Origin of the sequence: Anaeromassilibacillus sp. Marseille-P3371, from assembly GCF_900169665.1 — a bacterium.
Taxonomy (GTDB): domain Bacteria; phylum Bacillota; class Clostridia; order Oscillospirales; family Acutalibacteraceae; genus Anaeromassilibacillus.
In genome coordinates this window covers 2,424,227-2,432,202 of the sequence record NZ_LT835157.1, presented here as the reverse complement: position 1 = coordinate 2,432,202, position 7,976 = coordinate 2,424,227, and the positions used below count along the sequence as shown (strand labels likewise).

At 47.7% G+C, this 7,976-nt stretch carries 2 protein-coding genes; both read left to right on the top strand.

Annotation, left to right across the window (positions count from 1 at the left end; translation table 11 throughout):
* Positions 1-884: FIVAR domain-containing protein (locus tag B9Y59_RS10180; RefSeq protein WP_198945611.1), on the top strand; the 884-nt coding region annotated here is incomplete at its 5' end.
* A 3,805-nt stretch (positions 885-4,689) separates the two neighbouring features.
* The coding region (locus B9Y59_RS15795) for a discoidin domain-containing protein (RefSeq protein ID WP_158089000.1) at positions 4,690-7,976 on the top strand (3,287 nt) is incomplete at its 3' end.

The window sequence follows — 7,976 nt, the reverse complement described above, 5'->3', positions numbered from 1 at the left end:
ACGCATACAAGGCGGCAGAGGACCTGATGGACGACGAGGAAGTACTGGAAGCAGACATCCAGGCAGCGGCAGAAGCGCTGTATGAAGCGCTTGACAACCTGGTCTTCCGTGCAGATAGGACGGATCTGGAAGCTTTGGTAGCAGAAGGCAAAGAGATTGTAAAGAATGCTTCGAAGTACATCCAGGATAATGAATGGAGTGTATTTGTAACCGTCCTGGGAGAAGCAGAAGATCTACTGGAAAATGACAATGCAACCCAGGAGGCAGTGGATGAGAAGGCCGAAGAACTGCTCAATGCGATTACAGCACTGCGTATGATTCCGAACAAGGACGCTTTGAAAGACCTGATTGGAAAAGCAGAGGCAGTGAACACCAGCAAGTACACAGCAAAGAGCGTGGCAGCGATGCAGAAGGCATTGAGCAACGCAAAGGTTGTGTTGAACAATGAAGCAGCGACCGAAGAAGAGGTCAAGAGTGCCGTAGAAGCACTGGAAGCAAGCATCCAGAACCTGGAGACAAAGACGACGACAGCGAAGAAGAGCGGCTCCACATCGAGAAATGTAAGCAACACATATGGAGCAGCGGGTGTGGTTTCTGCAAGCCAGAGTGCAGCGGCAAGTGTGCGCAGTGATGCGGCAAATGCCATCACGCTGAACAGAGGAAGCATGTACACCTTCAAGATGACCGTGGTCAATGGAAACGGACTGGCGCCGAGCTTCACAGTGGGCAACGGAAGCGTTCTGAAGACGCAGTTTGTGTCCCAGATCGGCAATGACTACTACTACAGAGTTTATGCAGTTGGTACACCGGGCCAGAGCACAGGTGTTTACACCACCCTGCCGGGCCAGAATGCAGAACTGCATTGCACGGTAACCGTTGGCTGAACGCCGGGCAATTTGTGTAAGGTATAAACGTGTACATATTCGATCAAGCACCCGGCAGCCGATAGCAGAAAGTTTGCGTAGGAGACGCCGCAGGCGAGGAAGACGCTGTGCGTCCACCGGGCCGGAGCACAGGCGTTTACACCACCCTTCCGGGCCAGAATGCAAAACTACATTGCACGGTAACCATTGGCTGAACGCCGGGCAATTTATGTAAGGTATAAACGTGTACATATTCGATCAAACACCTGGTAGCCGATAGCAGAAAGCTTGCGCAGGAGACGCCGCAGGCGCGGAAGACGCTGTGCGTCCACAGGAGCATGGCCCAGCCATCCTTGGCGGACATCTTAGTAAATTGAGCGAAGGGAGCCCCTTTCGCAAAGAGCAGAATCCCCGCTCCGGGAAACCGGGGCGGGGGTTTACTGCGTTGAGACTTTGTGTACTTGGGATGTAAGCGAAAGATAAAATGTATGGGAATTTCCAAAAGGAAGCAAAAGATTGCAGGCCGAAAGGCGCTATGGTCCACCGTGCCGGAGCGCAGGCGTTTACACCACCCTGCCGAGTCAGGATGCGAAACTGCATTGTACGGTAACCATTGTCTGAACGCCGGGCAATTTATGTAAGGTATAAACGTGTACATATTCGATCAAGCACCCGGTAGCTGATAGCAGAAAGCTTGCGTAGGAGACGCCGCAGGCGCGGAAGACGCTGTGCGTCCACCGTGCCGGAGCACAGGCGTTTACACCACACTTCCGGGCCAGAATGCGAAACTGCATTGCACGGTAACCATTGGCTGAACGCCGGGTAATTTGTGTAAGGTATAAACGTGTACATATTCGATCAAGCACCCGGCAGCTGATAGCAGAAAGCTTGCTCAGGAAACGCCGCAGGCGTGGAAGACGCTGTGCGTCCACCGGGCCAGAGCATAGGTGTTTACACCACCCTTCCGGACCAGGATGCGAAGCTGCATTGTACGGTGACTGTTGGCTGAACGCCGGGCAATTTGTGTAAGGTATAAACGTGTACATATTCGATCAAGCACCCGGCAGCCGATAGCTGAAAGCTTGCGCAGGAAACGCCGCAGGCGTGGAAGACGCTGTGCGTCCACCGGGCCAGAGGCGCGGGTGCTTATACGGCCCTGCAAGGCCAGGATGTAAAACTACATTTCATGGTAACGGTAGCATAAGAGTTCGTAAGAGCAAAAAAGAATATGGGATGTCTCAGATCGGTATATCGGAAAGATAGAAGCAGACACTTCCAAAAGTGCAATACTTCGAACCGGTAACTTTCCCAGTGTGTATGTATATCATTCGGTCTGTTTCTTATAAGAGAAATAAGAGGCCGGACAAGTAGGATACAGGCAGAGACGTTCCACCGATATGGCCCAGCAGGCGGTTTCCAAATGTAAACGCGGAAATCCCTGCTGGGCCATCTTTTTACAAGGTCTTGGTACAAATCCGACTATTGCGCAATTGGAGATACGGGAGGCAATGCTCCAGAATGGGAAGCATATCCGCCTACCGACAGAGTTCGTGAGTTGTCAGATTTAGCGCTAATGTTCCTGGTATGGAACCCAAATCCAAGTCGGATGCTACGGACGTATCTCAGGGATAGGGATGTATCGTATGGTGGCGTTATGGTATCGCCATTGCTCGTATGGTTGGATGGATATGGTAAACTCTTGGGAATGGGATAGAAGGTGCTTCTACAGGGGGAATCGGGAATAATCGGAAACCATTGCAACGTATTTCGGAATGAGTAGAAGCACTCCGTATTCCAGCAAGTATCCGTTAAACAAAGCAGGAAAATTGCGTAGAAGGACACACCCTGTAGGAGTGAAGGACGCTGCGTGTCAAGACGAGGATACCCCCACACGCTAAGGAACCAGAGCACAAGCGTTTACACGGCGCTGCCGGACCACAATTATGCTGTTGTACCGTACCTTTTTGTTGGGACAAAATGCGAAACTGCATTGCACGGTAATGGTAGCATAAGAGTTCATTAAAGCAAAAAATATGGAATATCTCTGATGGGCCATCTTTTTACAGGTGGTATATCACGTGGCGGCATTATTGTATCGTCATTACTCGTACGGTTGGATATAAGCTTTTGGGGATGGTATAAAGAATGATTCTACAGAGGAAATCAGGAATAATCGATAAAAACTGGAATCGTGTTGTACAAAGAGTGGAAGTAGCTCGTATACAATCAAGACCTAGCAGTTAATATCAGAGAGCTTCTATAGGAGGTGCCATAGGCGTGGAGGGGGCTACACACTCGGCGGCTGGGAGGAGGGAAACTCATGTAGGCAACGCCATAGACGCAGAAGGCACTATGTGTTCGGGGTAATTGGCTGAATACTGGATAGATTGAGGAAAACATTCATCTGTATTTGGCAAGGGTTGGACGGTCAATAGCGGAATACTTGCATAAAAAACACCGTAGATATGAAGGTGCTACGTACCCGACAACCAGCAGGAAACTTCTGTAGGAAACGTCTTAGGAGCGAAAGGTACTATGTTTCCGGACGTTCGATTACATACTGAATAACTTGAGGAAGACATCCATATTTGGCAAGAATTGGACGGTCAATAGCCAAACACTAGTGTAGAAAGCGCCATAGGCATAAAGGTGCTATGTACCGTACCCGGGTGGCTGGTAGCAGGAAGTTTCCGTAGGAAAACCCTAGAGGTGAAAAGGTATTATGCACCCGAGGGAATCGTCTGAATACTGAATAGCTTGGGGAAGGCAACCATCCGTATTGGATAAGAGTTGGACAGTTAATAGTAGAATGCTTGCGTAGAACATGTCGTAGGTATGAAGCCACTATATGTCCGATAACCAGCAGTAGGAAACATCCGTGGGAAACGCCTTAGGAGAGAAGGACGTTGTGTATCCGGACGATTGGCTGTATATTGGATGACTTGGAAAAGAGATCCATTTGTATTTGGCAAGAACTGGACGATCAATAGTAAACGTTAGTGTAGAAAGCGTTGTAGGTATGGAAGGTACTGCATGTTCGGCAGTCGAAATCTGGAATCTTCCGTAGAAAGCATTGCAGGAGAGCAAGACGTTATACATCACCAGGTGAAAGTACACGCGATTTGGAATAGAACAGGAATATCTATACGATATTACTAGGTCTTTCAGAATGTAAAGTTCGCATTGTATGGGAACCGTAGGCCGGACAACGTTATTCCAGGTAGAAATTAAAAAGTAGAGGGTAGACCTCTTGCGATGAGGGTGAGAACAACTTTTGGAAAACTAGTAAGGAGAAAGGTCCCCATAATAGAAACTGAAAACGCAATCCTCTTTATAGCAGGTCCATATCAGACAAAAGCCCCTGCACCGGAAAATCCGGCGCAGGGGCTTCGGTCTTTGTAGGATTATTAAGGGGATACCAGCCAGTGTGGTGGAATAGACAGCGATGAATTACTAGTAATTTTCTAAGAGGCTTTATTTTGAACTACTGTCCATAGAAATATATTGCAGACATCACAGAATTGGAAGTAAGAAAAATTTTATTGCTTTATCAAATCAATTTCATATAAAAGAATAATGTTATAAATGACTCTGTTTGATATTATTCTAATTTAGACTTTATGATAAAATAGAAATATGATTATAGACTTTTGTTGCATGAATATGGATAAATTTCTCATTTTAAAATTGATGCTTGATGTGAGATGGGATTTGTGCTATTATAACGATAATTTAAATAATTATGAAAAAATGTTATAGATTCTATATATAAACATACAGACAGAGTTTCTCTGTTTGAAATATGAAAGTAAAAGGGGAGAAAATCATGGAAAGAAGAAGAAAAGTACTTGCCTGGATTCTGGCATTGTCTCTGTGCATCAGTGGCATCCCAGCGGCAGGCGCGACAACCGTTGGAACCTCAGAGGGAACGAGCACTTTTGTGGCGATGGCTGCTCAGGAGGGTGAAGAAATTGTCATTCCGCAAAGTCAAATGTCTGCAACTGCAGACAGCTCGGCATCTGGAGAAGGCGCGGATAAAGCAATCGATGGCAACAACAACACGAAGTGGCATAGCAGTTGGTCTGACGGTCATCCGGTATGCCCACTTTCTATCACCTTGAATTTGGGAGAGCAGTATGATGATGTCTATCAGTTGCGGTACCTGCCTCGCCAGGATTCTTCAAATGGAAATCCACAGTACAATGGAACCATTCTTGGCTATGAGATCTCCGTTAGTAATGATGGGGATGTATTCACAAAGGTTGCGGAGGGCACTTGGGATGCAAATCGTGATCTCAAAACGGCATCCTTTAATGCGACAGGGGCACATTATGTGCGTTTGACAGCCATTTCCTCTATGGGAAATAACGACTTTGAGTATGACCAGTTTGCCTCTGCAGCCGAGATTAACATTGTGCGCAAGGCGGATTTTGTTGTAGACAAGGCCGAATTGCAAGAAGCAGCGAAGGAAGGTCGTGCATTCTTAGACAGTTATAAAGGAGATCCTGAACAAATCGTTTCTTTGACCGCTGCCGTAGAAAAGGCGGAGGAAATGCTCTCTAGCGATAAACTCTTTACGCAGGAAGAATTTGATGCCGCCGCTGAGAGTATTCAGACGGCCTTGAAAGATGTTGCTCCTGCGACAGAACCTACGTTGATTCCTCAAGAAAACATGACGGCAACAGCTGATACCCAAGAAAAGGGGAATGAAGCTTCGAAGGCTATTGATGGAAATACTGGCACCTGGTGGCATTCCAATTGGACAAATTATACGCAGTTGCCACACTATATCACACTGGATCTTGGAAAGACATATACCGATGTCTATCAGATGAAGTATCTACCCCGTCAGGATAAGGACTGGAATGGTACCATTTTGAAGTATGCGATCAGTGCTAGTGAAAATGGTGAGGACTTCACTACAGTGGCAACCGGCGAGTGGGAGCCGACCAAGGACGAAAAAACAGCATCCTTCACTCCGGTAACGGCGAGGTATTTGCGCTTGACTGCCTATACCTCGGAGAATAACGAAGAAAAGTCATTTGCTTCAGCAGCAGAGATCAACGTAGTTCGTCTAAATGACTTTACGATCGATACATCTATGTTGCCCCCAGCGATTCAGGAAGCAGAGAGCTTTATAGAATCGTTCGAGGGAAAGGAATCTCTCCTAGATGACTTGAAGGCACTCGTCGCTCGGGCAGAGGCACTTCTGGATAGTACAACACCGACACAGGAAGAGTTTATTAGCCTAAAAAATCTGATTGAAGAAGAGATTGAGCGTATCGAGTCCATCGGTAATTTGAAATCGTTTACTCCTGGCGATCTGTGGTTAGATACAGAGGGCGATTTTATACAGGCACACGGCGGTGGAATTTTGTATGATGAAAAATCTGAAACTTACTATTGGTATGGAGAAAATAAAGATGTGGACAATGACCCCGGCACAACGAGAACACCGGTGATCGGTGTATCGTGTTATTCTTCCAAGGATCTTTACAACTGGAAGTACGAGGGATTAGCCCTTGATCCCGAACTCCAAACAGGGGAGTATGCCGACGAGTTGGACCCGGAAAATGTTCTGGAACGACCGAAGGTGATTTACAACGACACCACTGGAAAATACGTTATGTGGGCTCATATCGACAGTGCTGACTATAGTAAAGCGTGTGCGGGCGTAGCTGTGAGTGATTCTCCGACAGGGCCGTTTACTTATATCCGCAGTGAACGCCCAAATGGACAGATGAGCCGTGATATGACCCTGTTTAAGGATGACGACGGTAAGGCATATTTGATCTACTCTTCAGAGAACAATGCGACGTTGTACATTTCTCAGCTATCGGATGATTATCTCAGTCAGTCCGGTACATACACCCGCAACTTTGTGAACCAGTCTCGAGAGGCACCCGCGATGTTTAAACATGATGGTAAATATTACATCATTACGTCTGGTTGTACGGGATGGAGTCCAAATGCCGCTGGTTATGGGGTCGCGGATTCTCCGCTTGGACCCTTTGAAGAGCTTTTACCCAATCCGTGTGTAGGTACGGATGCAAATCTTACCTTCCGTGGTCAAAGTACGCATGTACTCCCAGTGGAGGGGTATCCGGACAAGTTTATTTTTATGGCGGATCGTTGGAATGCCAACAACTTGCAGGATTCCCGTTATCTTTGGTTGCCACTTCAATTTAACGATGATGGTACCCTGCGGATTGAATGGATGGATGAATGGGACCTCTCGTTCTTTGGAGCGAACTGGACAGAGTTGACGAAAGTACAAGAGGAAGCTGCAAAATTGACGGAAAGCGACTACACAGCAGAAAGTTGGGAAAAACTGCAAGAGGCTCTTGAAGATGCAGCTGCCCTTCCAAAAGATGCACCCCAAGAGGCAGTCGATGAAGCGGTAAAGGCAATTCGCACAGCGATCGACGAATTGGAAGAGATCGAACCATCGGAAAAAACCATAGTGATCCGGTATAGTGGCCGCCATGCGTCCTTGGCGGTGAACGAAAAGGAGCAGCCGTTGGCAGATTTGATAGGTGTCTATTCGGTACCGGCGAGCGAAGAGGCGCTAACCCTGCGGTTTACCCCGACAAATGGACGCGAATTCGCAGGCGTACAGGTCAATGGAACAGCTGTTGAAGAGAGTGCCTTTGAGAAGGATGCTTATGTTGTAGAAATCTCGGCTGAGGAAGCAGCCAAAGGCTTGGATCATTTGTATGAGTTTACAATCGTGGATAAGGAAAATCTGCGCGAAGTGATCACAATCGCAGAGAGCGAGAACGTGAAAGCGCAGGTAGAGGCGGCAGTCCCGTCGGTACAGAAGAAGTACAAGGAAGCGCTGCAGGCAGCGAAAGCGATCGAAGAAAAGAAGACCGCAAGCCAGGACGAGATCAACAACGCGATGTTTGAGCTGATCGAGGCATTGCAGTATCTGAGCTTTGCAGCGGGCGACAAGAGCCAGCTGGAAATCCCGATGGAGATTGCAGAGAGCATCAATCGAGAGAACTTCACGCCGGAGAGCGTACAGGCACTGGACGACGCATACAAGGCGGCAGAGGACCTGATGGACGACGAGGAAGTACTGGAAGCAGACATCCAGGCAGCGGCAGAAGC